General features: G+C 64.9%; 25 protein-coding genes and 1 pseudogene. 8 read left to right on the top strand and 18 right to left on the bottom strand.

Annotated features, from left to right (window positions below):
• A partial coding sequence (locus HNQ08_RS06805) for a PAS domain S-box protein (RefSeq protein WP_184128823.1) occupies positions 1-584 on the bottom strand: 584 nt, incomplete at its 3' end.
• Between the two features lie 513 nt (positions 585-1,097).
• Between HNQ08_RS06805 and HNQ08_RS06800 the strand changes: the two genes are divergently transcribed.
• Positions 1,098-1,625 (top strand): DUF6174 domain-containing protein, encoded by a 528-nt coding sequence (locus tag HNQ08_RS06800; RefSeq protein WP_184128820.1) that lies wholly within the window; start codon positions 1,098-1,100, stop codon positions 1,623-1,625.
• 998 nt (positions 1,626-2,623) lie between these two features.
• Here the strand turns inward: HNQ08_RS06800 and HNQ08_RS06795 are convergent.
• The 6 genes from HNQ08_RS06795 to HNQ08_RS06770 all read right to left on the bottom strand — a co-directional run bounded on the left by HNQ08_RS06795 (position 2,624) and on the right by HNQ08_RS06770 (position 8,092).
• Positions 2,624-3,826: a tetratricopeptide repeat protein gene (locus HNQ08_RS06795; RefSeq protein ID WP_184128817.1), complete on the bottom strand. Its 1,203-nt coding sequence runs from the start codon at positions 3,824-3,826 to the stop codon at positions 2,624-2,626.
• Between the two features lie 144 nt (positions 3,827-3,970).
• Complete coding sequence (locus HNQ08_RS06790) at positions 3,971-4,573, bottom strand: response regulator transcription factor (RefSeq protein WP_184128814.1); 603 nt, start codon at positions 4,571-4,573, stop codon at positions 3,971-3,973.
• The gene (locus HNQ08_RS06785; protein ID WP_229789677.1) at positions 4,570-5,700 is read right to left on the bottom strand and encodes a sensor histidine kinase; all 1,131 of its coding nucleotides are present in this window, start codon (positions 5,698-5,700) and stop codon (positions 4,570-4,572) included. The genes HNQ08_RS06790 and HNQ08_RS06785 overlap by 4 nt, the downstream gene beginning before the upstream one ends.
• Complete coding sequence (locus tag HNQ08_RS06780; protein ID WP_184128812.1) at positions 5,697-6,287, bottom strand: DUF1349 domain-containing protein; 591 nt, start codon at positions 6,285-6,287, stop codon at positions 5,697-5,699. The genes HNQ08_RS06785 and HNQ08_RS06780 overlap by 4 nt, the downstream gene beginning before the upstream one ends.
• Positions 6,288-6,325: 38 nt before the next feature.
• On the bottom strand, positions 6,326-7,144 hold the full coding sequence (locus tag HNQ08_RS06775; protein ID WP_184128808.1) for an ABC transporter permease: 819 nt from the start codon (positions 7,142-7,144) through the stop codon (positions 6,326-6,328).
• Between the two features lie 42 nt (positions 7,145-7,186).
• Complete coding sequence (locus HNQ08_RS06770; RefSeq protein ID WP_184128805.1) at positions 7,187-8,092, bottom strand: ABC transporter ATP-binding protein; 906 nt, start codon at positions 8,090-8,092, stop codon at positions 7,187-7,189.
• 119 nt (positions 8,093-8,211) lie between these two features.
• Between HNQ08_RS06770 and HNQ08_RS06765 the strand changes: the two genes are divergently transcribed.
• The 3 genes from HNQ08_RS06765 (at position 8,212) to HNQ08_RS06755 (ending at position 10,638) form a co-directional block, all read left to right on the top strand.
• On the top strand, positions 8,212-8,997 hold the full coding sequence (locus HNQ08_RS06765) for an NTP transferase domain-containing protein (RefSeq protein ID WP_184128802.1): 786 nt from the start codon (positions 8,212-8,214) through the stop codon (positions 8,995-8,997).
• Positions 8,998-9,120: 123 nt separating this feature from the next.
• Positions 9,121-9,357, top strand: coding sequence for a ferredoxin family protein (locus tag HNQ08_RS06760; RefSeq protein ID WP_075830515.1), 237 nt, complete (start codon positions 9,121-9,123; stop codon positions 9,355-9,357).
• A 345-nt stretch (positions 9,358-9,702) separates the two neighbouring features.
• Positions 9,703-10,638, top strand: a complete 936-nt coding sequence (locus tag HNQ08_RS06755) for a magnesium transporter CorA family protein (protein WP_184128800.1) — start codon at positions 9,703-9,705, stop codon at positions 10,636-10,638.
• A gap of 250 nt (positions 10,639-10,888) precedes the next feature.
• Here HNQ08_RS06755 and proS read toward each other — a convergent pair whose 3' ends face one another.
• Both proS and HNQ08_RS06745 read right to left on the bottom strand, forming a co-directional pair.
• Positions 10,889-12,388 (bottom strand): proline--tRNA ligase, encoded by a 1,500-nt coding sequence (proS, locus tag HNQ08_RS06750; RefSeq protein ID WP_184128798.1) that lies wholly within the window; start codon positions 12,386-12,388, stop codon positions 10,889-10,891.
• An 83-nt stretch (positions 12,389-12,471) separates the two neighbouring features.
• The gene (locus HNQ08_RS06745; protein WP_184128796.1) at positions 12,472-13,098 is read right to left on the bottom strand and encodes a DNA-3-methyladenine glycosylase; all 627 of its coding nucleotides are present in this window, start codon (positions 13,096-13,098) and stop codon (positions 12,472-12,474) included.
• Between the two features lie 12 nt (positions 13,099-13,110).
• On the opposite strand from HNQ08_RS06745, the pseudogene HNQ08_RS28180 reads away from it, so the two are divergent.
• A pseudogene (locus HNQ08_RS28180) lies at positions 13,111-14,792 on the top strand (glycine betaine uptake BCCT transporter).
• A gap of 119 nt (positions 14,793-14,911) precedes the next feature.
• Here HNQ08_RS28180 and HNQ08_RS06735 read toward each other — a convergent pair.
• From HNQ08_RS06735 to HNQ08_RS06715, 5 genes are all read right to left on the bottom strand, one after another.
• Positions 14,912-15,484, bottom strand: coding sequence for a DUF5698 domain-containing protein (locus tag HNQ08_RS06735; protein WP_184128794.1), 573 nt, complete (start codon positions 15,482-15,484; stop codon positions 14,912-14,914).
• 147 nt (positions 15,485-15,631) lie between these two features.
• On the bottom strand, positions 15,632-16,057 hold the full coding sequence (locus HNQ08_RS06730; protein WP_184128792.1) for a hypothetical protein: 426 nt from the start codon (positions 16,055-16,057) through the stop codon (positions 15,632-15,634).
• A 3-nt stretch (positions 16,058-16,060) separates the two neighbouring features.
• Positions 16,061-17,017, bottom strand: a complete 957-nt coding sequence (locus tag HNQ08_RS06725; protein ID WP_184128789.1) for an ABC transporter ATP-binding protein — start codon at positions 17,015-17,017, stop codon at positions 16,061-16,063.
• A gap of 20 nt (positions 17,018-17,037) precedes the next feature.
• A complete protein-coding gene (locus tag HNQ08_RS06720) occupies positions 17,038-17,907 on the bottom strand; it encodes an ABC transporter permease (RefSeq protein ID WP_229789679.1) in 870 nt (289 codons plus the stop codon).
• Positions 17,900-18,727: an ABC transporter permease gene (locus HNQ08_RS06715; RefSeq protein WP_184128786.1), complete on the bottom strand. Its 828-nt coding sequence runs from the start codon at positions 18,725-18,727 to the stop codon at positions 17,900-17,902. The genes HNQ08_RS06720 and HNQ08_RS06715 overlap by 8 nt, the downstream gene beginning before the upstream one ends.
• 159 nt (positions 18,728-18,886) lie before the next feature.
• Between HNQ08_RS06715 and HNQ08_RS06710 the strand changes: the two genes are divergently transcribed.
• Entirely contained in the window at positions 18,887-19,606 is a 720-nt protein-coding gene (locus HNQ08_RS06710) for a DUF937 domain-containing protein (protein WP_184128782.1), read from the top strand.
• A gap of 98 nt (positions 19,607-19,704) precedes the next feature.
• Here the strand turns inward: HNQ08_RS06710 and HNQ08_RS06705 are convergent, their stop codons facing one another.
• Positions 19,705-21,210, bottom strand: a complete 1,506-nt coding sequence (locus HNQ08_RS06705) for a 2-phosphoglycerate kinase (RefSeq protein WP_184128779.1) — start codon at positions 21,208-21,210, stop codon at positions 19,705-19,707.
• Between the two features lie 103 nt (positions 21,211-21,313).
• A complete protein-coding gene (locus HNQ08_RS06700; RefSeq protein WP_184128777.1) occupies positions 21,314-21,931 on the bottom strand; it encodes a TetR/AcrR family transcriptional regulator in 618 nt (205 codons plus the stop codon).
• Positions 21,932-22,223: 292 nt separating this feature from the next.
• Between HNQ08_RS06700 and ppgK the strand changes: the two genes are divergently transcribed.
• A complete protein-coding gene (ppgK, locus tag HNQ08_RS06695) occupies positions 22,224-23,048 on the top strand; it encodes a polyphosphate--glucose phosphotransferase (RefSeq protein WP_184128775.1) in 825 nt (274 codons plus the stop codon).
• Positions 23,049-23,127: 79 nt separating this feature from the next.
• Here the strand turns inward: ppgK and HNQ08_RS06690 are convergent, their stop codons facing one another.
• Together HNQ08_RS06690 and HNQ08_RS06685 are read right to left on the bottom strand one after the other, a co-directional pair.
• Positions 23,128-24,012 carry a complex I NDUFA9 subunit family protein gene (locus HNQ08_RS06690; protein WP_184128773.1) on the bottom strand — a complete coding sequence of 295 codons (885 nt, stop codon included), beginning with the start codon at positions 24,010-24,012 and terminating at the stop codon, positions 23,128-23,130.
• The gene (locus HNQ08_RS06685) at positions 24,009-25,157 is read right to left on the bottom strand and encodes a MerR family transcriptional regulator (RefSeq protein WP_184128771.1); all 1,149 of its coding nucleotides are present in this window, start codon (positions 25,155-25,157) and stop codon (positions 24,009-24,011) included. The genes HNQ08_RS06690 and HNQ08_RS06685 overlap by 4 nt, the downstream gene beginning before the upstream one ends.
• Before the next feature lie 233 nt (positions 25,158-25,390).
• Between HNQ08_RS06685 and HNQ08_RS06680 the strand changes: the two genes are divergently transcribed.
• Positions 25,391-25,867, top strand: a complete 477-nt coding sequence (locus HNQ08_RS06680; RefSeq protein WP_184128769.1) for an NUDIX domain-containing protein — start codon at positions 25,391-25,393, stop codon at positions 25,865-25,867.
• Positions 25,868-25,874: the final 7 nt, after the last annotated feature.

The following is a 25,874-nucleotide window of genomic DNA, read 5'->3' as shown; positions in this document are numbered from 1 at the left end:
CCGTGCCGGAGTTCATTGAGCGTGACGGCGTTCAGTCCAAGCTCCTCTCCGAGGTGCTGACTGAGATCCATGACCCGTACCGTATGCCCGGAGGTTTCGAGATCTCGAGCTTCCAGGGCGATGCCCAGGCCCAGCAGCCCACCCTCAAGCGTGGCCTGGAGGGCGCGGTTGAGCGCCTCAAGATCCCGCTGGGCGTGCTTGAGTTCGGTAATGTCGGCGACGACGGCGATCACCGAGTCGGGCGGTGCGCCGTGGCCGGGCAACAGGGAAACCCGTGAGCGGGACCAGACCACCTGGCCGTCCGGACGCAGATAGCGTTTTTCCAGCACAGCGGTGTGGACCTGGCCCTGAACCACACTGGTCAGGGCTTCGACGGTGCGCGCGATGTCATCTGGATGGGTGACGTCCAGGACACTGATCCCGGTCAGGGCGGTGCGGGAGCGGCCGAGGAACTCGGCACCGTTGGGGTTGATCTGACGGATGGTCCCATCGAAGGCGATCACCAGCAGACCCACCCCCGCATGCTCAAACAGGTGCTGGTGGAGGATGGCGTCATCAGGTGCGGCTTGGCGGCTGACGGTCATCTGCAGTGGCCTCCGGAACGTAGCGGCGTGCCGGAGTCGACGTTCGCCGCTCCTCGCTGTTCACGGACCCTATCGTCCCAGAGGGCCCGTCATACAACCGTCACCCGCTCACCCAACTTAACAGTGAGCAGACCAACAAATGTGGTCATCAGCATAAAGTGCAGGCTCCTTTCTTCACATAACGCCTGTCATTCCGTAGACCTCTGCCTGCACATCTGTCCAAACAGCTCCTGGAGTCATAGGAGACGAGCGCCTTCACCCGTCCTGGCCATGACAACGATTGTCATTGCGTTAGCTGCCTCAAATGTCTAAGGCAGCAACTCAAAGAGTCACCTGGAGGAGCGAGCAGAGAGGGCTTAAGCGGCGTAGCCGAGGTGGCTGGAGGAACGGTCTCCAAAGGCATTCCAGACCGCGTGCCCTTTGTCGTATCTGAAGTTTCTGCTGCTAGCAAACAGCACTAATAGCATTTGCCATCTTCTGAATGGGACGCACCGACTATAATTTGATCGCTCCATGAAGAGACTGTCTGTCCTTCTGACGATGGCCGCACTCGTTGTCTCGGCGTGTGGTCAAACCGATGGGAATGCCAATTGTATTCCAGGCTTTCAGCCCACCAACTGGTCCAGGCTGTCCCAGCGGACACAGGCGACAAAAACAATGTGGGCACAAGTAAAACCAACCTCTCACCGCTATGATCTTCAACCTACCGGCCTTGCGGCCCGTACCTTTATCACCATTGGTGTTCAGAGCGGCGACCTTGTTGAAGTGACCGTTGTGTTTCCTGGAGAACCACCGCGACAGCTGAGCCGAGATCAATTTGGCTCTTATCGTACCGTTGATGGCCTTTTCGCAGATCTGGAAAAAAGCATCAATAATCACGCTCCTTACGCCGATTGTTACGACCTGAAGGCGCCCTTCGACGCCAATCCAGGCTATCCAACGAGCCGAGAGGGCAGACTGTATGACTACAGGATCGCGGATGCCACAGGTAGCTACCGAGACATAAATTTCACGGTTGTTATAGCGGCTCCATCGCCCTGATTTACAGGAGTGGTCTTGAGGGATCCCAAGGTGGTGAAGAGAAACCGTCCCGGAGGGCAGCCAGCAGAACGAATTTGGTGCGCTGAACAGTCAGAAATCCGCGCTAAGAGCACGGAGTAAATCATCCATGTCCACAGCGGTAGAACGCTGGGTAGGAAGACCGAGACGCAATGGCGGTTCAGATGGATTGGGAAGCAACGAAGTATTTGTAGGAGAAAAAACCACCGCCGGTGCCGTGGGAAAGGCAGGCGGCCGGGAGCCGAGCACCTTTCAGACTGACCAGTTGAACAATATGTTTCAGTGTGACCTTTTCACATCATCGTGCTATTGCGAAGCTTCCAATTGTCGACTTTATTCTCCGGCTATTCGGCCCGCATGCCTGCCTGTCGGCTTCCTTGTGTGCAGTTTCGGATGTCTGTCAACGGCTTTCTCTCCCAGATGTCCAATAGGCCGTCCAGTCCGTATATTTGGCCGCCGTACTGAGTCATCCTCGGGTTGAGTGGTCCTGCCCGCCCCGCCCGCGCAGCCGGACCTCAACACAGTTCTGACAACCGACAGGCGTCAGAAGATTGCAGACATCCTGAACAACCTCGCTTGCCTACGCATACTGGACTAGATCGAGGCGCGCGATTCCCTGCGTGAGGAATTGAAGGGTCCGGAGCACGCACCGACACCGCAACCCCAGAAGCCGACTCCTTCCTCAGCAGTCCTAAACTGGTCGAAAATGTGCGGAGCACGAGTGCTAAGTAGTTTACGACGTGCTTCCGGCAATCGCAGCATCGGCCTTTGAAACTGGCACAATTTCGCCCATTGGGACGGTCATTCTCAGCCGGTGAGTCTTGAGGTGGTGACAAACAAGACCAGCGGGCGTAGACAGGAAGTTGCGGTGTAGCCCCTTCTCTATAGGCTGGTGCGGCAGTGTTGAAGTGAACCCTGGCAGACCACATGAAGATGACCCCGCAACCGTTGGAGCGGGGGCATTTGGAAGGCAGAGGAATCTACTTCCCCTGTTGCGCCAGTCTCAGGTAGTACGCGCTGGACTTGTCATTTGGGTCCAGGGCCACGGCGCGGCCGTAGGCTTCAGCGGCCCCCGCATAGTTCTTCGCCTCGTAGCGGGTGCGGCCCAGCCACGCCCAGGCCTTGGCGTAGTTGGGATTCTGGGCGGTGGCCTGCTGGAACCCGTTCTCTGCCGCTGTCCTGTCGCCAGCCGTGTACTTACCGTAAGCGGCGCGGAAGATCCGTACGGCGTCCAGACCATACTGCGCGCCCTCCTGCGCCAGGGCGAGGTTGAATTTGTCGGTGGCGTCGGCCCCCGGCAGGGCAATGACCCCCTGATATGCTTCCAGCGCGGCCTGAGCATTGCCGATCTCCAGGGCAAGCTTGCCAGCCTGCCGCCACGCTTCAATAAAGTTGGGCGCACTCCGAGCCGCCGCCTGGAAGCCCGCCAGCGCCTGATCCTTGCGTCCCGCGTCCAGATCGGCGTAGGCGCGGCTGAACGCCCCGGTGGCCACTGGGCCGTAATCGGCGGCCTTCTGTGCCAGCCCCCGGAAATAGACCAGCGTCTTGTCATTGGGCGTCAGGGCGATGGCCTGACCATACAGCGTCTGGGCGCGGGCGTAGTCGCCCCCCTCCAACGCTGTGCGGGCGGCCCAGCCCGCGCACTGGGCGCTCTGAGGATCAAAGTTCAGGCACTCGGCGAAATAGCGGGCAGCCAGATCCGGCTGGTTGCGAACATACGCCGAGTACCCCAGGTTGTACTGCGCCAGGCCCGCCTGCTGGGCGTCCCGACTGCCGGGTACGGCAGGCACCACCTTGAAATAGGCCGCCCAGGTCACTTCCGCCTGACGCCAGAAGCCAACCTCGGTGTAGATCTGGGCGCGCAGTTTCAGGTAATCGGCATTGCCCGGTTCGGCCAGGACAGCGGCTTCGGCGGCTGCAGCGGCCTGGGTCCACAGCGCCTGATCGATATTCGCGCTGCCCCTGGGATAGGTCCTGCGGGCCTCATCAGCGAATTTCTGGGCCGCAGCAGCTGCGTCGGCAGCGCTAGCGTAGGTCACGGGCTGGGGGGCAAAAGCGGGCTGCCCCACCGGCTGGGAGGCAGGCTGGGCCGTGTCCTGGGCCAGGGCAGGCACGGCGCTCAGGCCCAGCAGCAACAGGGCACGGACCGCCAATACGGTGGATGGACGTCTGGAAATGGACATCTGGAAACCTCCTGAGGTTCAGGGTTGACTTGAGAAACGGCGAGTGCTCCTTTCTGACCCTAGGCGTGGGCCGTGGGCGATTCGTGAGAACACCGGCCTCGCAGTCCATGCTCGGTTGATTTTTCGGGGGCGTTCTGCCCCTGACTACAACCAGCCCCGCTCCCGCGCGGTACGGGCGGCCTCCACCCGGTTCTCTGCGCCCAGCTTGCCAATCGCCTCGGACAGGTAGTTGCGGACGGTGCCCTCAGAGAGGTGCAGTTTTGCGGCAATCGCGGCGGTACTCGCGCCGCCCTCGGCCTGAAGGAGCACCTGGCGCTCACGCTCGGTCAGCGGTGAGGCGTCGGCCCAGGCTTCCCCGGCCAACCCGGGATCGATGGCGCGCCTCCCGGCGTGGACGCGGCGGATGGCGTCGGCCAGCTCTCTGGCCGGGGCGTCCTTGAGCAGGTAACCGCGCGCGCCGACCTCCAGCGCCCGCCGCAGGTAGCCGCCGCGCGCAAAGGTGGTCACGATAATCACGCGCACATTCGGCAGCTCGCCGCGCACCCGCTCGGCCAGGTCGAGACCGCTCAGCCGTGGCATCTCTATGTCCGTGACCAACACATCCGGTTTCAGTTCACGCGCCGCGTTCAATGCCGCCTCACCGTCTGCCGCCTGCCCCACCACCTCCAGATCGTCCTCCAGCGACAGCAACGCCGAGAGGGCACCCAGCACGAGGCCCTGATCCTCCGCCAGTAGGACGCGAATCACGCACGCACCAGATCGCTGACGGGCATGTCCTGTACCGCCGGAAACTGCGCCGTCAGGGTGGTGCCGCCCTCGCCGCGACGTTCCAGGGTGCCGCCGATGGCGCGCAGGCGTTCACGCATCCCGGTCAGGCCGCTGCCCTCGGCATTCAGACCGCCCACGCCGTCGTCGCGCACGGTCAGGCGGTGGCCGCCCCCCACAGGAGCAAGGGAGATCCAGACCTCCTTCGCGTGGGCGTGGCGCACGATGTTGGTCACGGCCTCGCGCAGCAGCATGGCGGCGCTGGCCTCGGTCTGGAGGGGCAGTTCAGGCAGCGAATCGGTGACATTCAGTTTCACCCCTGCTGCGTCCAACGCCACCTTCGCGCGGGCCAGTTCCGCGCTCAGGCCACTGCCCTGGTAGCCGCGCACCGCCGAGCGCACCTCCTGCAGGGCCTCGCGCGAGATGCGTTCCACCTCGCGGATCTCCGAAGCGGCGCGGGCTGGATCGCGTTCGGCCAGTCGGCTTGCCAGCTCACTTTTCAGCACGATCACGCTCAGGGTGTGGCCCAGAATATCGTGCAGGTCGCGGGCAATGCGCTCACGCTCGGCGTCGGCAGCCAGTTTTTCCTTCTCCAGTTGCACCTGCGCCAGTCGCTGATCGGCCACCGTGCGGCGGTAGGAGGCGTGGTTGGCATACGCGGCCACCAGCGTGAACACCATGTTCGGTCCCAGCCACGCCAGGTCTTCCAGCGTGTAGCTTCCGCTGTAGAACGGCAGGGCCATGACCATCACGTTGAAGACCGCCAGCCACAGCGCCAGCGACACCCGCGCCTGATAACCGATGATGCTGCCTCCGTAGATCAGGAAGGCGGTGACGCCCCCGCCCACCACCGGGAACAGCACGGCATAGGCCACGAGCGTGTAGGCCCAGCCTGCCAGCGCCCAGTGTATTCCCGCCTTGCGAAAGAAAAAAACCTGGGCGTACACCGCCAGAAAGCCCGCCAGAATCCCCCAGAACAGCAGCCACTCCCCCAGCGGGCGCACGTCACCAAAAAAGCCAAGAATGGGATAGGCCAGGAACATCAACCAGAACATTGGAAAGAGGGTCCAGAAGTTGAACTTTGGGCGGGCGGGCGGACAGGCGGTCACGGGGCCCTCAGCTCATGCAGTGGGCGGCGATCTGGCCCAGACAGCCGGAAGTCGTGGAAGCTGGCGCGAAACCCGGCCCGGCCTGGACTTCCGGCCAGGAGGCCCACGCGCGCACCCAACCCCGGGGGAAACGGAGCCACGCGCAGCAGGGTCCATTCCTCGTGGTCAGCCGGGCGGGCGTGCAGGATCAGGGCGTCGTCGCGGCGAACCATGCGGAAGGTGACCTCGGCATGATCGCCAGCGGGCTGGACGCTCCAGTCGGATTTGTCGTGCGTGACCACCGCGCTCCACTGCTGGCGGCCCACGTATTCCACGCCCACCTTGCACCAGTGCCGCTCGTCGGCGCGCAACATCAGACCGGCCTGATCGTAGAGTTCGCGGTACCCGCCGCGCACCCGCACGCTGGCCATGAATTCGAGCGGTGCGTCCCGCAGGAAGGCGTGGCCGTCGTCGTGCGTGAAGCCGTACTGCGTTTCACGCCAGAAATCGCCCCCCTTTGCGGTGACGACTTCCAGCGTTCCATCCTCGTGCGCGGCCCAGCTTTGCGGCTCGGCGTGCCAGGTGAAGGCTGACCAGGATTCGGACATGCCCCCATTGTCGCCCAAAAGCCTGGCCGCCTCCACGGTCACAGCCCGCGGGCCTCGTCCTTCTTCAGCCCCCAGATCGCCAGTGCGCCGAAGACCACCGCGTACAGCGCCAGATACAGCCAGTGGGCAGCTTCACCGGAAGTGTTGCCCGTCACCGTGCCCCAGCCGACCTGCGCCAGATGGTAGGTCGGCAGATACGGCGCGAGTTTCTGCATGACGTCTGGCAGCCCATTCAGCGGCACGAACAGCCCGCTAGCAAAGGACATCAGCACGCTCACCACGTTGGCGATCACGTTGGCGGCGGTGGGGTTGATCAAGAAGCCGATCATGAAGCCCAGCGCGATCAGCGGTACGCAGCCCAGCAGCAGCTTGCCCAGAATGGTCAGCGCCAGTGTCAGCGGCATGGTCACGCCCCCCGCAAAGTGCGCGAAGGTGTACAGCAACGTCAGGCTCAGGGCGCTGAAGCAGAGAGCGGCCACCACCTTGCCCAGAAAGTACAGCGGCGCGGGCATGGGTGAGGCCCGCAGCAGCCGCAGCCAGCCCCCGGTGCGTTCGGCGGCCACTGCCAGCCCGAAGGAATACATGGCGAGGGTCAGCAGCGAATAGGTGCCGAAACTGACCAGGATGTAGCGCCCGACGTTGGTGCCGTCCGGCAGCTGCTCGTTTACATTGGGCAGCCCGAACAACGCGAACCACAGGATCGGAAAGCCCACCGTGCCGATGAAGAACATGGGATTGCGAACCATGCGCCGCAGTTCCGAGAGCACCAGTTGCCCCAGCGCGGGCACTATGGCGGCCTGCCGGGTGGCGGAGGTGGGGGCGGGCAGGGTCAGGGGCTGGGGGGTGGTCTGGGTCATGGGATAGCTCCTTTGGGGAATATTCGCACTGAGATCAGGGGCTCAGGCGCGATGCGTGTCGGCTGTGGCGGGCGTCGCCGTGAGGCTCAGGAAGGCGTCCTCCAGGCTGGCGCGGCCCACTTCCAGTTCGCTGAAAGCGACGCCGCGGACGAACAGGGCACGAAGGACCTCTTCCGGCTGGCGCGTTTGAAGGTCAGCGTGGCCGCGTGAATCCACGGCAGCGCTTTCCACACCGGGCAGGGCCTTCAGCTCGGCCAGCACCAGATCGGAGGTGAACCGCACCCGGCTGGTCAACACGCTGCCGCGCAGGCTTTCCGGCGTGCCGTCGGCCAGAATGCTGCCGGCGTTCATGACCACCACTCGGTCTGCGGTGCGCTCAGCCTCCTCCAGGTAGTGGGTGGTCAGCAGGATGGTGCGTCCGGCGGCCTTCAGGCCGTCCACAGCACCCCAGAACGCCTGACGCGAGCCTGCATCCATTCCTGTGGTCGGCTCGTCCAGAAACAGCACCTGCGGATTGCCCACCACCGCCAGCGCGAAGGCCAGTCGCCGCGCCTGCCCGCCGGACAGGGCGCCCGCGCGGCGTCCGGCCACCTCGGTCAGCTGGGCCAGTTCCAGCACCCTGTCCACGGTCAGTGGCGCGGGGTACAGGCGGGCGAACAGCGTGATGGCCTCGCGCACGGTCAGCGCCTGGGGAATGGCGCTTTCCTGTGGCATGGAGCCGATGCCAGCACGGACGGCGTCGTACCTGGGATCCTCGCCCAGCACGCGCACGCTGCCACGGGTGGGCTGCGCCAGCCCCAGCATCAATGAGATGGCCGTGGTCTTGCCCGCGCCGTTCGGCCCCAGCAGCGCCGTCAGCTCTCCGGCCCGCACGTCCAGTGTCAGATCCGCCAGGGCACGGACCCGCCCAAAAGTCTTGTCCACACCGCTCAGCTGTATCGCGTTCATGCCCATATGGTCTGCTTTCCACCTGCCTGGGCGTAGTGCCAGGTGTCAGGTGGGGTGGGTGACACTTGTCACCTCCGGGCCACCGGACCAGCCTCCTGCCTCTGCTACCCTGAACCCCGATGACTGCATTTGAAACCGTGCGCTATGACGCCGTGGTGCTGGGCGGCGGCGATCCGGGAGACGCCTTTGCGGCGGCGCATGGCGTGGCCGTCAAGCCGCTGATCCCGGTGGGCGGCGAGCCGATGGCCCTGTACGTCCTGCGCGCCCTGCGCGGCAGCGAACGGGTGGCCCGCATCGCCTATGTTGGCCCGACCACACCTGAGATCGAAACGCTGATCGATGAGCGCGTGACCGATCACGGCTCCTTGCTGGGCAACCTGGAAGCCGGGGTGGAGGCGCTGGAGGTGGACAAGCAGGGCGCCCCGCGCGTGCTGGTGGTCACGGCAGACATTCCCATGCTCAGGGCCGCCGAGGTGCAGGACGTGCTGGACAGCGCTCCCACGGACGCGGCCCTGGTCTATCCGGTGGTGCGGCGCGAGGTCTGCGAGGCGGCCTACCCCGGCGTGCGGCGCACCTACGCTCGACTGCGGGGCGGTTCGTTCACTGGGGGCAACCTCTTTATCCTTGATCCTGCCTTGATCGGCCAGTTCCTGCCGAGGCTGCGCGAGGTGCTGGCCGCCCGGAAGGCCCCGCTGAAACTGGCGGGCCTGATCGGGCCAGGCATCCTGCTGCGGCTGCTCATGGGCCGCCTGACGGTGGAGGCGCTGGAGAACAAGGTCTCGGGGCTTCTGGGGGTGCCGGCCCGCGCACTGATCACGCCCCACGCGGCGGTGGGCACGGACGTGGATCAGGCCGAGGATCTGGCGCTGGCTGAGGCATACCTGCAGGCCCACGGCGGAGGGTAAGGGCAGGGCCGGTACGAGAGGGCTTCAGCCACTCTTGAGCGAAGCCGATCGCCCCCCTCTCCCCCGAAAAGCTGTCCAAATTCACCCTTGCGCCGCCCCCATCGGCTGTGCATACTGTCCCGCATGACCCATATCATCACCAGTCCCTGCATTGGCACCAAGGATCAGGCTTGCACCGAGGTCTGCCCGGTGGAATGCATTTACGACGCCGGAGAGATGTACCTGATCCACCCCGACGAATGCATCGACTGCGGCGCGTGCGTTCCCGCCTGCCCGGTCAGCGCCATCTTCCCCGAGGAGGACGTGCCTGCCGGCGAGGAGAGCTTCATCGCCCGGAACCACGAATTTTTCGGAGCCTGACCTCCGCCCCAGCAACTGCCCGCCCCCGGTCACACGCCGGGGGGTCTTTTTGTGGCGCTCCGGCTTGCCTCGGACCCGCCTGTGGGGCTAGCATGGCCCCTGCGCCGGGCAACTGAGCAGCAGCCCGCGAACAGCCGTTAAGTACAGTTACAGTCCCACCACTCAAAACCGCGTCCCCAACACAAGGAGGTGATGACGTGAACCCTGAACCGCTGGAAGCTGACCCCCCTAGTCTGGGCCGCCGGAACGCTGGCCTGACCAGCCCACGCCCCACGCCATCCCCTGTCCGGAGGACGCCATGCCCCACCACACAACCCAGACCAGCCTGACGCCGGGGGGCGGCCTGTGCTGACGTATTACCGCAGCATCGGCGGCAAGCTGACCACCATCGAGGGCTACACCGACGGCTGCTGGATCAACGCCGCAGACCCCAGCCCCGAGGAGTTGGCGCGCATCAGCCGCGAGACCGGACTGGAACTCGATTATCTGTTTTACCCCCTTGACCCGGACGAGCGCTCCCGTTTCGAGCGCGAGGACGGCAACCTCCTGATCATCATGCAGACCAGTTACCGTCTGCCCGATTCCAGCGATATTCCCTACGACACGGTGCCACTGGGCATTCTGCACACCGATCACTGCGTCGTGACGGTGTGCATGCTTGAGGACAATCCGGTGATCAAGGACGTGATCAGCGGTCTGGTGCGGCGGGTCAGCACGGTCAAGAAGAACCGGTTGACGCTGCAACTGTTCTTGAGAAACGCCCAGCGCTTCCTGATCGATGTGCGCCAGATCAACAAGCGGGTGGACGTGATCGAGGACAAGCTGGAAAACAGCCAGCAGAACCGCGAACTGCTCAACCTGCTGAAGCTGGAAAAGAGTCTGGTGTACTTCATGACGGGCCTGAAAGCCAACGAGGCCATGATGGAGCGCGTCAAGCGTGACCGGATCTTTGAGATGTACGAGGAAGACAGCGATCTGCTCGACGACGTGCTGATCGAGAACCTGCAGGCCATCGAGATGGCGTCGATTGCCAGCAACATTCTGACCAGCATGGCCGGAGCCTTTGCCAGCGTGATCAGCAACAACGTCAATCAGGTGGTCAAAGTGCTGACCATCACCACGATTCTGGTGGCGATTCCCACGCTGGTGACCAGCGTTTTCGGCATGAACGTGCCGTTGCCCTTTGCAGACAGTCCCAACGGCATCTGGATCGTGCTGGCCCTGGCGGCAAGCCTCGCGGGTGGGCTGGGGTACCTGTTTTACCGCTGGCGGGTGTTCTAGAACCTCATTCCACCGCCGGGCCAGGACCAAGATGAGGATGAGGCGTTTGAGAATAACCCCTCGCCCCTTGGCATCTCCGACAACTTCGGCCAGGATCGAGGCCAAGAAGAGAATGGAGCACCTGGATCTCAGTTAGGACCTCCAAAATCGGCCACACCTCCTCCGCTCTTGACTGATGGTGAAGATGTGGCCGGTTATTTTGCTGCGTGCCTGAGGACTTAGTCCACGAGGACCACCCTGGAGATCCAGATCAGTACTGCCGCCCGAACAGAATCCGCTTGCCGTAAGCCGCGGGCTTGCCAGTGTGAAAGCACACGCCGCCCTCCTCGCGCTCGGCGAAGAACTCGGCGTCGTCCAGCGGAACGTTTCGCACCGTGGCCTTGGTGTCTTCCTTGATCTGCCGCTCGGACTCGGGATCGCCGCAGTGGAAGGCGCGCACCCACTTGCCGTCCTCGATGGCCGCCTTGAAATCATCGTAGCTGTCCACCGTCACGGTGTTCTCCAGCATGAAGTCGGTGGCGCGCTTCAGCAGCCATGCCTGAATCCCCTCCAGGCGCTCCACCATTCCGCCCACGGCCAGGTCACGTTCCAGGGTTTCCTTCTCATCGGAGTTGCGGTTCTTGACCACCACTACGCCTGCTTCCAGATCGCGCGGCCCCAGCTCGATGCGGACGGGCACACCCTTGAGCTCCCAGTCGTTGTATTTGAAGCCGTTGGTCACGCCGTCGCGCCGGTCCACCTTGACGCGCACCCCGTTCTGGGTCAACTGGGCGGCCAGACGCTCGCCCTCGGCCACCATTTCGTCAAAGTTGTCCTTGCGGCCCACGGGGACGATGACCACCTGAATCGGGGCGATGTTCGGGGGCATCATCAGCCCCGCGTCGTCGCCGTGGGTCATGATCAGCGCGCCGATGATGCGGCTGGAGATGGCCCAGCTGGTCGTGTGCGCGTAATCCTCCTTCTGCTCACGGGTCTGGAACTTGACGTCAAAGGCCCGGCTGAACGCCTGTCCCAGGTAATGTGAGGTGCCGCTCTGCAGCGCCTTGCCGTCGCGCATCATGCCCTCGATGCTGTAGGTCGATACCGCCCCGGCGAAGCGCTCGGAGGCCGATTTCTCGCCGCGCACCACCGGCAGGGCCAGAATGTCGCGGCAGAACTCGTGGTACAGGTCCAGAATCATCCGGACCTCGGCCCGTGCCTCGGCCTCGTCAGCGTGGGCGGTGTGCCCCTCGTGCCAGTAGAACTCAGAGGTCCGCAGGAACGCCTTCGTCCGCAGTTCGGCGCGGAAGACGCTGCCCCACTGGTAGTGCAAGAAGGGCAGGTCGCGGTAGCTGTTGAGCCAGCCAGCCCACATGTGACCGATGATCGTTTCGCTGGTGGGCCGCATCACGTAAGGCTCGGCCAGTTCCTCGGTGCCGATCTTGGTCACCGTGAACAGTTCGGGCGCAAAGCCCTCGACGTGATCGGCCTCGCGGGCAATGAAATTCATTGGAATCAGCGTGGGAAAGATCAGCGATTCGTGCCCCGTCGCCTTGAACCGGTCATCCAGCCAGCGCACGATGTTCTCCCACAGCGCCGAGCCGTAGGGCTTGACCACCATCGCGCCCGCCACCGGGCTGTTGTCCGCGAGGTCGGCCTTCTTGACCACCTCGTTGTACCAGTCGTTGAAGTCCACGCTCTGGGGAGTGACGCCGTACTGCTGCGCCTTCTTGTCCTGTCCCTTGTTGCCCTTGCCGCCGTCTTGAGTCATCGCGGGCCATGATAGCGGGCGAGCACAGGGCTACAGGTCAGTGGGAGCCTGGGCCTCGCTCGCCCGTGTGGGGTCCGGGCCACTCAACTTCCCGGAAACGGTCCGGCCAGGTCCATGCTTGGCACCCCCGGCGACACCCAGGGATTGTTCCGAATCACGAAGCGCCAGGGCAGATTGCGGCCCTCCTTGATGCCGATCCGGGCCGTGATGCCTACCCTGTCGTCGGGCAATATCTCCGGAGGGGCGAACAGATGCAACGCGGCGCTGTTCACCACCGTACCCCGGACCTCGGCCGGCCGCAGGCCCAGCGCGTAGACCAGCTTGGCGGGACCGTTGCTCAGGGCACGCTCGTGGGTCACGGGGCGGTGCGTCAGCATCTGACCCTTGCCCTCCAGAGGCTCCAGCGCACGGACTAGGACGCTGGCGGCAATGCCTTCAGGGCGGCATGAAACCTGCAATAGCGGGTGCCCGTGCGTGCTCCAGAACAGCCAGCGGCCCGCAGCCACGGCCATCTCAGCGCTGCGGGCGGCGTGAAACCGCCCGGCGGTGCAGGCCGGATCGCGCGGGCAATCGTAGGCCTCGGTCTCCACAATCCTGCCGCTGAGGGTCTCACCGCCGGGGAGAACGTGAACCAGCGTGCCCCCAAGCAGCTCGCGGGCCACTTTGACGGGATCACGGTCGAAAAAGGCTGGAGGGAGAGGAGCGGACATCTGTTCAGGCTAATGCGGCGCGGCTCTCATTCAACTCATGAGTTGGGGTTAAGGTATCCACCCGTGGCGTCTGGATTGCGGCGGCTCTGCCGCTGTGGTTCAGCCATCGAGTCCTATAGGCCAGAACACGTCTCTTCAAGACGCAGGGCCCAGCTTTTTTCTGGAGGTTTGATTTTGGTTCTTTACCTTTCCGTGGCGATTATCGCCGCTTTCGTTCTATGGGGACTGCTCAGTCCGGCAGGTCTGGGGGCAGCTGCGACCGCCGCCGTGGGCTGGACGACGGGCACGTTCGGCTGGTACTACCTGCTGGCCGTGCTGGGCTTTTTGCTTTTCTGCGGTTTCCTGGCCTTCAGCCGCTACGGCGCAGTCAAGCTGGGCCGGGATGACGAGCAGCCCGAATTCAGCACGCTGTCGTGGTTTGCCATGTTGTTCAGCGCAGGTATGGGTATTGGTCTCGTGTTCTACGGCGTGGCCGAGCCGGTGTCGCACTATTTGACGCCGCCCGGCGGCCTGACGCCCGGCACACCCGAGGCGGCGCGCGCCGCACTGAAGTATTCATTTTTTCACTGGGGGCTGCATCCCTGGGCCATCTACAGCGTTGTGGCGCTCTCAATCGCGTATTTCTCGTTCCGGCGCGGCGAGCCGACACTGATCAGCCGCACCTTCCGGCCCCTGCTGGGTCAGCGCGTCGAGGTCCCATCGGCAAGACCATTGATGTGCTGGCGATCATCGCCACGGTCTTCGGAGTGGCGGCGTCGCTGGGCTTTGGGGCGGTGCAGATCAACAGCGGCCTGAACAGCGCTTTTGGCCTGAGCATCGGCACGCCCGCGCAGATGACCATTATCGGGGTGGTCACCGTGCTGTTTCTGATCAGTGCCATGACGGGTCTGAACAAGGGCATCCAACTGCTGTCCAACACCAATGTGATCCTGGCCGGACTGCTGATGCTGGGCGTGCTGATCCTAGGCCCCACAGTCTTCCTGCTGGATACCTTCACCACCAGCGTGGGCGGCTACGTGCAGGACCTGATCAATCTGTCAACCCGCCTGACGCCCTTCACCGGGGCCACCTGGGTGGGCGGCTGGACCATTTTCTACTGGGCATGGTGGATTGCGTGGGCCCCCTTTGTGGGCCTGTTCATCGCGCGGGTGTCGCGTGGACGAACCATCAAGGAATTCATTTTGGGCGTGCTGGGCGTGCCCGCACTGGTCAGCTTCACGTGGTTCAGCGTCTTCGGGGGCACGGCCCTGCATGGCGCGCTGGCAGGCGACACTGCCGTGACCGCCGCGACGGATGCAGACATCTCCACGGCGCTGTTCGCCCTGCTTCAGGGGTTGCCACTGGGTGAGGTCCTGTCCGGCATCGCCACGCTGCTGATCGCCTCGTTTTTCATTACCAGCGCGGACTCGGCCACCTACGTCCTGGGGTTGCAGTCCAGCGGTGGCCAGAAGGAGCCGGGCAATGGGGTCAAGTTCACCTGGGGCATCATGCAGAGCCTGATCGCCGTGGCCCTGCTCCTGAGTGGTGGGCTGGCCGGATTACAATCGGCCAGCGTGGTAGCGGCCCTGCCTTTCAGCGTCATCATGATCGGAATGTGCTTCAGCCTGTACAAGGCGCTCAAGAGCGAATTTCCGGCCGGCACACCGACGCCGGGCCGGAGGGTGGAGGACCGGCCCGCACCAGCTTCGGATTAGCGCCGCCGACCGACACAACAGCCCAGTCCTCTACGAGCGTGCCGCTTCCAGTTCAATCCGGAGCGGCACGCTTTTGCTGCGCTGATCAATGTTCTGTGCCAGCCGTATGGCTGCGGTCTCTACTTTCGCATCATCCGCAGCCGCCGGAAGACCTGACCTTCCTGACGCGTCACGGTGTCCTGAAGCTGAGCAGTGGTGACCTCTTCCACGGTGATAAAGGCCTTAGGATAGGTGGTCTCGATCACCCGGAAGGCCTGCTTCATGCGCTTGCGGGCGATCACGCTGAACATGACGCGCACCTCACCGTCACGGCCCGAAGCGTTGACGGTGGTGACGTAGTAGCCCGCGTCGCGCAGAGCCGCCTGCACGTCTGGCGCACTGACGGGCACGATGACCCGCAGCACCACCTTGCCCACCGCCAGCCAGCGCTCGATATTGGCCCCCAGCATGGTGCCCGAGGCGTAGCCACCCGCGTAGGCGATGAACTGTAGCGGGCTGTCCAGCGTGCTCAGTACCTTGGCGGCGGCCATCAGCCAGATCAGCGACTCGAAGAAACTCAGCGCCCCCGCCGCCGTGCGTTTGCCGCGCACCAGCATCCCGATTCGCAGCGTGCCCAGCGACACATCCACAATCCGCAGCGAGAAAATGAGGAGCGCCCCCAGCAGGGCATCGACCGTTACAGCTTCAAACACACCCACGAACTTAGGGGGACGTGAAATGAGAATGGTCAGCAACTAGGCCTGAGAGAGCGGTCCAACGTTCCGGTTGACCCCATCACCAATTCTGCACGTTGGAACTCCGGGTCAGGGCTCCGGCCAGGGAACGGCTGAAAGCCAGGCTCAGATCTGCCGGTCCTGGCGGGAGCGAGCCCACAGATAGATCGAGCCGCCAACAAACCCTAGGCCCGCCGTCAGCGTACCGAGTTGGGCAGAGATCGGTGCCTGGCTGTGGCCCGGAGCGTCACCGACCAGGACCAGTTGGGAAAGCCCGAAGAGACACTGCACGGCGAGGAAGGCGAGCCCGAGGACGAAACCGAGGTGCGGGTGCTGGCGGTAACGCCCCCAGAACCACCACGCAAACAGCGAAGGCATGACAATCGAGATGATCAGCACAGGCTTGAGCGCGTGATCGTCCGGATCAACGGAGGCAGTAAGGCCAGCAAGCACCGCCACCACACTGAGCAGCACCAGAAACAGCAGGGGCCTGCTGACGCTGGGTGCTGGCCCACGCTGTTTAACTTCCGGTGTCCCTTCCTGCTGCTGCATGCCCTACGCTACCCCCTCCCGCAGTAAGCCACCCTCGTAGATGCGGCGAATCGTGGCCTCGATCTCCGGCTCCTTCACCGTGATGTCGCGCACCGGTGCGTGGGCGGTGACCCGCGCAATCGGGGCAGAGGCGGCCCCGGTGAACCCGTAGCGTACCCGTGGGCCGTCCATGCTCAGCAGTTCCAGCCCTGGGACCTGCGGGTCAACAGGCACAGCCTCGAAGTCCACCACCAGTTCACGGGCGCTGCCGTAACGGGCCTGCAACTGCGCCAGTTTGCCGTCGTACAGCAGCGCACCGTGATCGATGATCATCACGCGGCGTGCCAGCCGCTCCACGTCGGTCAGATCGTGGGTGGTCAGCAGCACCGTCACATCACGCGTGGCGTTGACGTGCTGGATGAATTCGCGGATGCGCTCCTTGGCCACCACGTCCAGGCCCACCGTCGGTTCGTCAAGAAACAGCAGTTCGGGATCGTGCAACAGCGCGGCGGCGAGGTCAGCCCGCATGCGCTGGCCCAGGCTCAGGGCACGCGCCGGGGTGTTCAGGAACGGCCCCAGGTCCAGCAGTTCGGTGAAGTCGCGCAGGTTCTGACGAAAGCGAGCTTCGGGGACGCGATAGATATGGCGCAGCAACTGAAGCGACTCGTGGACGGGCAGGTCCCACCACAGCGTCGTGCGCTGGCCGAACACCGCGCCCAGCCGCGCCACGTGCGCCCGGCGCTCCTTCCACGGCACCAGCCCGCCCACCATCACCTGCCCGCTGTCGGGAACCAGCAGCCCGGTCAACACCTTGATGGTCGTGCTCTTGCCCGCCCCGTTCGGTCCCAGGTAGCCCACGATCTCGCCGCGCGCCACGGCGAAACTCACGTCCCGCACCGCCTCCTTGACGGCGCCTGAACCACGCCACAGCCCCCCCTGGCGCACGCGAAAGGTCTTTCTGAGATGTTCGACGGTGATCATGGATGCTCCTTGTGCAACCTTCACGTTCCTGTTCCCCCGTAATGGCGCACGCCCAGCCGCCAGAATGCGAAGGCCGCCGCCAGCATCAGCGGGCCAACGAGCGGTGACAGATAGGCCGCCAGCAGCGGAAGGCCGTCGGGCAGCGGGCGACCCAGAACGTGCAGCACAGGGAAATACGACAGGAAGGCAGCGGGAATCAGGTACGTGAAGGTCTTGCGGAGGAATTGGCCGTAAATGTCCATCGGATACGAGATCAGCGTGCGTCCGCCGTAGGTCAGGACGTTCATGGCCTCCACGCTCTCTACCGTCCAGAAGGTCAGCGTGCCGCCGATCACGAACAGGCCACCGAAAAAAGCCACCATGCCCAGCACACTTCCGGTCAGCAGCAGCGCGGCTTCAGGGGTCCACACGGCCCCCGAGGCGGCCACACCGTAGGCGAGAATTCCCGCGGCCAGAAACACGCGCATCACCCGCCGCAACGCGAAATCCGAGCCGAAGACCTGCAGGCGCAGCGGTGCGGGCCGCAGCAGAAAGGTGTTGAAACTGCCGCTGCGGACATGCTGGCTCAGGTTGGGGGCGTCGAAGCCGCCGAACAACAGGTCCATCAGCACAAAGGCCAGTTCGGCCAGGCCGTACAGCAGAGCCACGTCGCCCAGGGTCCAGCCACTCAGGGTGCCGAAGCGCGGCAGCACCAGCACGAAAGCCGCGAACTCCGACAGGGTAATAAAGGCCGAGCCCACCGCGTCCAGCGCGAAGGACAGGCGGTAGACGGCCTGCGAACGGGCCTGGGCGCGCAGCAGGAGAAAGTAGAGGCGCAGGTGGTGGGCCGCCGAAGACAGAACCCCCTCTTCAGACCCATGGCGCGGGGGGACACGTAACGATCTATCCACCCGCCACCTCCAGCCGCTTCAGACCACGTGACAGCACCAGGGCCGCCAGACCCAGCAGCAGCAGTGCCCAGCCAAACTGCGCGGCCGCCCCCGCCCACGCCTCTGGTCCCGTTCGGATGCCCAGCCAGATCTCCACGGTGGTGTTCATCATGCTGGGAAACGGCGTGAACGCCAGCACGGTCTGAAACCACGGCGGAAAGAAGGCCAGTGGCATTAGGAAGCCGCTGCCCAGAGCCAACACCGCCCACGCGAAACGGCCAAAGCCCACGGCGTCCGGGGACCAGAAGGCCGCGCAGTTGACCACAAAACGAAAGGCAAAGCCGCAGCCCCAGGCCAGCAGCAGGCTCAGGGTGGTGAGCAGCCAGCCCTCGACACCAGCGGGAAATGTCGCGCCCCACAGCAGCGCGAACAGCGCCAGCATGGGCAGTCCGCGCAGCACGAACTGGCCCACCGCCCGACCCGCATCCTGCGCGGCCCAGAAGGCGAGCAGATCGTGTGGGCGCAGCAGGTCAGAGGCCACCTCGCCGCGGTGAACCGTCCGCATGAAATCGGTCCAGCCGAACAACGACAGCGCCATGATCAGCGCCTGCGTGAGCCCGGTGTAGGTGATGGCGTCCTGCACGGTGTACCCGGCCACCTGTGGCCTGCTGCCGAACAGCGCCACCAGCACCGAAATGCGCAGGACCCCGAAGAACAGGTTGGTGATCAGACCCCATAGCGCCGCCTGCGGGTACGCGAACTGCCGCCGGAACCCCAGGCGCGCCACCGAGACGTACAGGGCCACGTTGGGACGGATGGTGGAGGACAGACTGGCTTGCATACAGGGCCAAGAGCTTAGCGGCTCCCGTGGCCGCGATGCATAGGCCAGATGGCCCAGCGGACGGCGGCCCCAGCCCGCCTGACCTCAGGGATTGCTGAAGCCGTCACTCAGGGACAGGGGGTAGGCTGACCTCACTCTCACCTCAGGAGGTCACACACCATGATGGATATCTTCAACATGCTCGGCGGGATGGGCAACGCGCAGCAGCAGATCAGCCAGCACACCGGGGCCACCCCACAGCAGTCTGAAAGCGCCATGGAGGCGGCCATCCCGCTGCTGCTCGGGGCCATGACCCGCAACGCCAGCAGCCCGGACGGGGCGGCCTCGCTGGCCGGAGCCCTGGGCCAGCACGACGGCAGCGCCCTGGAAAGTTTCAGCCAGGGCAACCCACCCAACACGCACGAAGGCCAGAAAATCCTGGGGCACGTGTTCGGCAACCAGCAGCAGGCTGCCGCGCAGGCCGTGGGGAAACGTGCCGGAATTGACCCACAACTCGCCATGCAGATTCTGAGCATGGCCGCGCCGCTGGTGCTGGGCTACCTGGCCCGTCAGCGTGGTGGGGGCGGCGGACAGCAGGGCCCGGGCGGAGATCTTGGCAGCGTCCTGGGCGGTCTGCTGGGCGGCGGCTCGGCTGGCGGCATGGGCGGCATGCTGGGGGGTCTCCTGGGCGGCGGACAGCAGGCCCCGCAACATCACCGGCAGGATCAGGGCAGCGTCCTGGGCGGCGGCCCGGTCATCTCGGGCCTCCCCCCACAGAACGCTCAGGCACAGCAGGGGGGCGCGGGCGGCGTGATCGGCACCCTCAACAACGTACTGGACCGTGACGGTGACGGCAACGCGCTGAACGATCTAATCGGCATGTTTGGCGGACGGCGCTGAAAGGCGCATTGCAGTGCCATAGGGCCTGAAGCGTCGGGTCCTCTCCACCATTGGGGAGGACTTTTTCGTCGCTCATTCCTGTTGTCTCTCCCCTGCTTTCAGTCCCCTACCGTATCCCGGGTCAGTTCCGATGGCTCGCCCCCGATCTGATGGCCCAGCAGTTCCGCACGTTCTTGTGGCGTGAGGGCAACCATCACGCGGCGTAACACCACGTCCACCGCCTGATCGGCACTCTCGTCCAGGGTCAGGCCGTCCAGCAGCGGCACGTCCTCCTGGCGGGCCAGGTCTTCAAGCTCGTCCTGCATGGCGCGGATCTCGTCGAAATACTGCATGTAGCGGTGCAGGGGACGGCTGGCCGCCGTTTCCACGTCCCGGCTCTGAAAGTGGCGGCGGTGTTCCTCGGGATCGGGCAGGGTGACCAGCATCGGAATGACCAGTGCTCCGGCAAAGGCGTCGGCGCGCAGGTAGCCGGGCACCAGATGCACACCCTCCAGCACCAGACTGCTGCCCTCCTGCACCGAGCGGGCCACCACCGCGCCCAGCCCCACGTTGACCTGCTGCACCTGATCGCGGAAGCCCGCCAGCAGCTCGCGCCGACTGGGGGCCTTGGGGCGTGGCGTGCCGGGGGGCAGCAGCGCTTCCCAGGCATTGAAGGTGCTGGCGTGCAGCGTGGGCAGCAGCGCTGGGGAAACCATCGCGCGCATCACCTCGCGGATGGAGTCGGTACTGACCACGCGGGCGATGCCCAGACGGTAGGCGATCTCGGCAGCCAGGAAGCTCTTGCCAGTCCCGCTCACACCGCCCAGCAGGACGATCACCGGCCGGGGCGGGCGGCGGATCACGCGTAGTAGGCGGTAACGGGCGCCCACATCCGGCCCCACCTCGTCTCGCAGCAGGGCCTCGACCTTGGTGCGGATGGCGGTGCGCGTCACCACGCGGTCCTCGGAGCCGCGCAGGTCGCGCTGGGTCACGCGGGCCACTTTACGCGCCACGTCTGGTGTGACCCCGGCGGCCAGCATGGACTGGGTCAGGATGCCCTTGGAAAACGGCGTGGGGACGGTGTTCTCGCTGCTGATCACGCCCAGCTTGCCCCGATTCCGGCGCAGATAGCGGTAGGTCAGGCGCAGGTGTTCGCCGTAACGCCCAGCCAGCGCCCGCTCGGTGCGGTTGTCAATGTCCTCGGCGCTCAGCCGGCGCACGCCCTCCTGGCGCAGCTCCACGTCCACGGCGCTGGCGGTGGCGTAGGCCTCGCGCCCGGTCAGGCCAGCGTCCTCCAGCGTGCGGGCCAGCACACCACGGCTGAATGGCAGGTCCCCCTTCTTGGCGGTCACCAGAATGTCAACGAAGGCGGGGGTCTGCGCCGCAGCGGCGCGCGCCACCTCCTCTCCGGCCAGATCATGCGCCACCTCGGTCATCAGGGCCTGCAATTCGCCCGGCGTGACCAAAGTCCGCCTCGACAGCCGCAAGTTCTGCTCGATGCGCCGGGCTGCCGCCGCCGCCACATCACCTGAAGCCCCAGCGTTGACCAGCGACTCCACCACCAGCCCACGGCTGAACGGAAAGGCGTGCCGTGCCGTGCCGATCCGCAGTTCTGGCTGGGTCAAAGGGAAAGCTCCTTATGAGGGCGGGGGCAGGAAGAAGAGCGTTCCTGACAGTCTAACCAGGGAACATCAGGAAAAGGCAATTCAGGTTGGCATCAGGCTCAGGTTAGGGCCGGACGAGGTCGCGGCGCACCGCACCCTCGAGCAACAGATTCAGCGCCAGCCGCATCTCCTCCTGCAAGGGGCGCTCGGTGCCGTAGGCGCTCCAGCGCAGGGCCACCATCAGGTAGGTGTCGGCGATCAGGTTGCTGATGCGCTGGAGGCTGAGGTCCGTCCGCATCTGCCCACTCTGATGCAACGGGCGCAGGATCAGCTCGATGACCTTGCTCAGCGGCAGCGCCTGGTACGCGGTGCGGGCACGCTCGGGATTGGGATTCATGACCTCGTAGGCCAGCGGCGGAAACAGGTCGCGCTCACGGGCGTTTTCCTCAGCCAGCGCGTCCCACACCTCGTACAGCACGGCCAGGGGCGGGACGCCCTGCGAGAGCCGCGACTCGGCCTGATCGCGCAGGCGGTCCATAACCTCGGAGCCGTAGTCAAGTAGCACGGCCTCCTTGTAGGGGTAGTAATTGAAGAAGGTGCCGCGCGAGACGTTGCTGGCCTTGGCGATATCGGTGGCAGTGGTCGTTTGAAAGCCGCCGCGCTTGAACAGCTCGATGGCGACACTGTAGATGCGGGCGCGTCGGCGCTCTTTCTGGCGTTCACGCAGCGAGGAAGAATCCATAAAGGTACCGTAGGTATACAGCTTCTGGTCTAAAATTGCACCCCGTCTAATTCAAGAAACCCCCAAGAGGAGGGAGGACAGGCAGCGAAGTGGCGGCCACCACACTGCCAGAGGTCGATTCGGCAGCACCTCAGGGTTCCTGGCGGATTCCGGTGCACGTAGTGAGAATGGCGCAGGGCTCCATGTAGTGCGCGGCAACCTCGACAGTTGCCCGGAGCAGTAACCGGAGGACTTGCTGCTCCGGGCAACGCCTAAGCCACCCCCTGTTCCAAATTCGCTTAGGCTGTACCGCATGAGCGTGATCCTGGGCATCGATATTGGCGGCAGCGGCATCAAGGGCGCACCTGTGGACACCGCCAGCGGCAAGCTGCTCAAGGAGCGGCACCGCATCCCCACCCCCGAGGGCGCACACCCCGACGCGGTCAAGGGTGTGGTGGCCGAACTGGCAAAACACTTTGGGGTGGACGGCCCCATCGGCGTGACCTTTCCGGGCATCGTGCAGCATGGGCGGACCCTGAGCGCGGCCAATGTGGACAAGGCCTGGATTGGCCTGGACGCCGACGCACTGTTCACCGAGGCCACCGGGCAGGCGGTGCATCTGATCAACGACGCCGACGCTGCCGGACTGGCCGAGGCCCGCTTCGGGGCAGGCGCAGGCGTGAACGGCACCGTCCTCGTGCTGACCTTCGGTACGGGCATCGGCAGCGCGTTGATCCACAACGGGGTTCTCGTGCCAAACACCGAACTGGGCCACCTGTGGCTGCGCGACAGGGAGGCCGAGGACTGGGCCTCGGACCGCGCCCGCGAACGCGACGACCTCAACTGGAAACAGTGGAGCAAACGCGTCAGCACTTACCTGCAACATCTGGAACTGCTGTTCAGCCCGGATCTGTTCATCATCGGCGGCGGCGTCAGCAAGAAGGCCGACAAGTGGCAGGAGCACATCAAGCTGGAGCGCAGCAGATTCGTACCGGCCAAACTGCTCAACGAGGCCGGCATCGTCGGCGCCGCCATGATGGCGCAGGAGGGAGGCCCAGAAGCTCAGCAGCAGGAGATCAGTCCGACCTCTCAGTCTCCTGCGCCAAAGCCGGCCAGCAAAGCGGGCAAGAAGAAGTAAGGCGACTTTCAACAGGGCAAAGAGGGAGCTTATTTAGGAACTTGCTCCATCAGCTGACCGCGGTACACCCTGCCCTTCCCTATCGCTTCGCCCCCGCAACGATCTGCGGCAGGTGATTCGGCAGTTTCAACATCGGCAGATCGAACACCGTGCGCGCCGGTTCATTGGGGGCAGTGTTGCCCTCCTTGAGCATGGCGTACTGGTCTCTAGTGATCGGCGGGTTGGGCAGCAGGTTCATCAGGGGCACCGCCACATTCATCAGCGGCAGCGGCACCGGAACGATGGGTTTCTTCTTGCCCAGCGTGTCCAGCTCCAGCTCCAGCAACTGCCGGAAGGTGTACTCCTCCGGACCGGTCAACGCGTAGGTTTCGCCCAAGCCGGTCTCGGACTCGGCAGCCTGGGCGAAAGCCTGCGCCACATCCTGCACGCTGACGGGCCGGAAGGGGAAAGAGCCGTCGCCAATCTGCGGCACGATGGGAGCGGTGCTGACCAGTTCGCGCAGCACCCGCCCGAAAAAGTCGTCGCCCACACCGAAGATCAGGCTCGGCTCGAAGATGGTGAAGCGCAGGCCGCTCTCCCGCACCAGGGCCTCGGCGCGGCCCTTGCTCGCGCTGTAGCCGCTGGCGCTGTTCACGTCCGCCCCCAGCGCGCTCATGTGCACGTAGCGTGCCCCACGTGGCATAGCAGCAAGCACATGCCGGGTGCCGTCCACATGCACCGCCTGAAACGTCTGCTTGCCCTTCTCGGCAATGATGCCCACCAGGTGCACCACGGCGTCGGGGTCCACCTTCGCTACAGCGTCCAAGACACTGGCAGGATCGGTGACGTCCAGTCTGATGGCCTGTCCCGCGCCGCCTTCCCGGCCCTCACGGCTGCCCGCCCAGACCTGATGCCCGCGCGCGACGAGTTCCCCGACAACGGCCTGTCCGACAAATCCAGTTCCCCCGGTCACGAGTATCTTCATAGGTCTTCCCCCTGCGGTTCTGAATCGTGTGGTTCTGACTGGGACGGAGATACCTCCAGCCGCGCGATACCTGAACGGTGGCCCAGCGCACTGGAAATCATCGTGGCAGCAGTTGGAGCGTCTGGGCCAGCGTAAAGGCCACCCAACTCGGCTGCCAGTTCGGGACGGACGTTCATCAGGGCCCCACCCAGGAAGACCGGCAGGCCCAGCCGCTGCAGGATGGGTTGCCTTGAGATGGCCGCCAAACCACCAGCTGTGGCGTCAGTGGCTGTGGCGCTCTTGTCGGGCACCCAGCGCCCATCTATCCATTCCCCCGTCGCCCAGTCCTGAAGCGCCCAGTCACCGTTCACGGCCAGCAGCAGCGCCTGCGCCTCCCGCTCGTGGGCGAAGGTGGTCAGATCGCCCAGCGGCACGTTCGCGCCCAGGTACGCCACGCGCACGCCCCGGCGGCGCAGCGCCAGGGTCAGCATCATCAGGCCCAGCTCGTGCTGCTCGCCGGGCGCGCAGGCCGCCACCACCAGCGGGCCCCACCCCCCTTCCCGGTTCTCCTCGACGCCCGCAACCTCCATCAGGGCCGAGAGACGTGAGCGCAGGTAGTGGCTGGCCCCGCGCTCATGGGCGATGGTGATCTCACCACGCGCCCACAGCGCGCCTATCTCCACCAGGGACGGGGACATGACGTGCGTCATCACGTCCTCGACGGGCAACCGGGCGTGGGCTTCAGCCAGCACGTCACCGGCCTGCGCGTAATCGGCCGCGATCAGGGCGCGGGCCAGCGCGTGTGCCAGCTCCGCCGACTGGACCCCGGAGCGAATCGGGGACGGGGGCTGCGCGGGCGGCGGGAGCTGTTGTCGCGCGGGCGGCGGTCCGCTGCTATCGGCCGAGACCCCACGCAGCGTCAGTTCGGCGGCGAGGCGGGCACTGACGCCCAGGCGCTGGTGTCCCTGCATGATGCCGATGTCACGGATGTCCTGGGGCGAATACAGGCGGTAGCCACTGGTGTTGCGAATGGGCCGTGGAAAACCGTAGCGCCGCTCCCACTGCCGCAACGTTGCGGCGGCCACTCCGGTCTGCGCCTCGACTTCCGAGGCGGTGAACATGGCCGTCCTGGCCCACTGTTCCTGAGTTCCGCCGTCCGCATTCATCCCGCACATTGTGACCGAAAAGGGCCACAGGACCGTACGACTTCCTGCCTAGCCCAAGCGTCTGCATGGGGTCCGACAAGAAAACCACAAGGCGGCCCGCGTAAACCGCAAGGCGCAGCGGCCAGGAGTGGGGTTTTCCGGTTCGGACCTGTGTGGACCTTCCCCGTCGGCTAGACTGCGCGCCACATGAACCGCTTGCAGCCCAAGTCCCTCTCCCCCGCCCCGGCGCGCCCATGAGCCACCTGTCGCGCACCCTGCCCGTCAAGCGTGCCGCGCACGTCTATCTGGTCCGCGACGGCCAGCTGCTGCTGGTCGAGGAACGCATGGACGACGGCAGCATCTTCTACGGCCTGCCCGGTGGGAAGGCGCATCCTGGCGAGACGCTGGGCGACGCCGCCGTCCGTCAGGTGCTGGTGGAAACAGGTCTGACCGTCACCGATCTGGTCTTCGTCAGTCTGCTGGAAGGCGAACTGCTGACCGGCACCCGCAACGAGTGCTACGCCAATTTCGGGCGATTCACAGCCACCTTTTCCGGTGAACTCAATCCGACTGACCCTGAGGTGGTGGGCATCCGCTGGGTGCCCTTCGATCAGGTGGAGATGCTGGTCCGTTACGGCCCCCCGCCCGAAGTCGAGGAACGCAACCCCCTGCTGTGGGTGCCCACCCGGGACTTCGTGCAGGGCCATCCACGCGCCTACTACCCGATCTAGGGAGGCC

It is taken from the genome of Deinococcus humi, from assembly GCF_014201875.1.
In the GTDB taxonomy this organism is placed as follows: domain Bacteria; phylum Deinococcota; class Deinococci; order Deinococcales; family Deinococcaceae; genus Deinococcus; species Deinococcus humi.
The sequence above is the reverse complement of the archived record's forward strand: the minus strand, read 5'-3'. Positions and strand labels throughout refer to the sequence as shown.